This is a genomic window from Mesorhizobium sp. CNPSo 4684 (genome assembly GCF_057784315.1).
This window is the reverse complement of record NZ_JBWLUX010000087.1, coordinates 1-1,289: the sequence shown is the minus strand read 5'-3', so window position 1 is coordinate 1,289 and position 1,289 is coordinate 1. Positions and strand designations below refer to the sequence as shown.

Annotated in this window: 4 protein-coding genes and 1 tRNA gene; 1 reads left to right on the top strand and 4 read right to left on the bottom strand. The window is 57.9% G+C overall.

The window, feature by feature from the left end; all coding sequences use genetic code 11:
• The 4 genes from AC04SG_RS32785 to AC04SG_RS32770 form a co-directional block, all read right to left on the bottom strand.
• The coding region (locus AC04SG_RS32785) for a porin (protein ID WP_366015734.1) at positions 1-132 on the bottom strand (132 nt) is incomplete at its 3' end.
• A gap of 123 nt (positions 133-255) precedes the next feature.
• Entirely contained in the window at positions 256-534 is a 279-nt protein-coding gene (locus tag AC04SG_RS32780) for a GIY-YIG nuclease family protein (RefSeq protein WP_488554392.1), read from the bottom strand.
• A gap of 70 nt (positions 535-604) precedes the next feature.
• Positions 605-695 (bottom strand) — tRNA-Ser (locus AC04SG_RS32775).
• Positions 657-857, bottom strand: a complete 201-nt coding sequence (locus tag AC04SG_RS32770) for a hypothetical protein (protein ID WP_488554391.1) — start codon at positions 855-857, stop codon at positions 657-659. Before AC04SG_RS32770 ends, AC04SG_RS32775 begins: the two co-directional genes overlap by 39 nt.
• A gap of 300 nt (positions 858-1,157) precedes the next feature.
• On the opposite strand from AC04SG_RS32770, the gene AC04SG_RS32765 reads away from it, so the two are divergent.
• Positions 1,158-1,289, top strand: a 132-nt coding sequence (locus tag AC04SG_RS32765) for a porin (RefSeq protein WP_366015734.1), incomplete at its 3' end; no start/stop codon positions are given.

Genomic DNA, 1,289 nt, shown 5'->3' with positions numbered 1-1,289 from the left:
GCCGTAAACGTCGCAAATCTTGACGTATTCAGCCGGTTCCGGCTCGGCGACGACGACGGCGTCGGCGGCGCGCGCACCGGAAACTGCGATCAGGGCCGCAGCGGAGCCGAGAAGAAGGCTCTTGATGTTCATTTTCTGACCTCCAGTCAGAATCGAGAGTGGAGATGGATAAAACTGAGCTCGTTTTCCGAGTAAGCTGCTGTTATTGCATTATTTATTTGGAGAACCGCGGAGCTTTTTCGCGAGCGTGAGCCATCACCACAGGCGTTTTTTAGCGAAAGCGTGCCCCGAACCGGATTTGAGATAACGCTCGAAGGAAGCGGCTTTGGCTGGATCCGAGAACGCAACGTAAGTGACTAACCGCCACGGTGGGAACTTGGAAGTATGGCTGGATTTTCCGGCATTGTGCTCGACAATCCGGCGCTTCAAGTCGGTCGTCACACCGATATAGCGCTCGCCTTCCGAAGTCGCGCTTTCAAGCAGGTACACGTACCAAACGAGCTGGCCCTCCTTCGCCAAGGCTTCGGAGGGCATCCTCTCCGCCATCCTGCTTCGCACGAACGGCTGCCGCTTTGTCCTGCGAAGCTCGAAGAGCGAAGCAGGATGGCGGAGAGGATGGGATTCGAACCCACGAGAAGCTTTTGACCTCTACTCCCTTAGCAGGGGAGCGCCTTCGACCACTCGGCCACCTCTCCGTTGCGCCGCTGGATAAAGAAAAGCGCCGGCACAATCAACAAGCCGGCGCCATTATCCGTGAAAAATCCGGATTCGGCCGCAGAAGCCCTTCGCATGCGGCGATTCTGCGGCAGCTCATTGGCCAGCGAGTCGGCAACGGAGCCGCAATTTCGGCCGGCCATCGCCGGATTCGGCCGTATTTCGAGGCCCAGGCAAGAGCTTCCGGACCCTTCGATGGTTAATGAGAGCTTTCTGACTGAGGCCAAATCGTGTCATTTGTGCAACAACGCCGGGGGATAGCGTCCGGTCAGCCCTTTTGCCGGTACGATCGTGGTTGAACGCCGCCGCCTCATGGGTAATGTCGAATTCGAAGGAGCGGCGCGGTGCGCATCTTTTTCGGTAGTGGGGATGGGGCAGGGAACGCTGTCCTTCAGCAAAGAATACCCAGACCCGTTTTTTAACTTTTGACTGGAGGTCAGAAAATGAACATCAAGAGCCTTCTTCTCGGCTCCGCTGCGGCCCTGATCGCAGTTTCCGGTGCGCGCGCCGCCGACGCCGTCGTCGTCGCCGAGCCGGAACCGGCTGAATACGTCAAGATTTGCGACGTTTACGGC

What these genes read in the sequence shown, in the direction of transcription:
- AC04SG_RS32780 (WP_488554392.1), bottom strand. Translation starts at nt 534, where the DNA reads ATGCCCTCCGAAGCCTTGGCGAAGGAGGGCCAGCTCGTTTGGTACGTG.
- AC04SG_RS32770 (WP_488554391.1), bottom strand. Translation starts at nt 857, where the DNA reads ATGGCCGGCCGAAATTGCGGCTCCGTTGCCGACTCGCTGGCCAATGAG.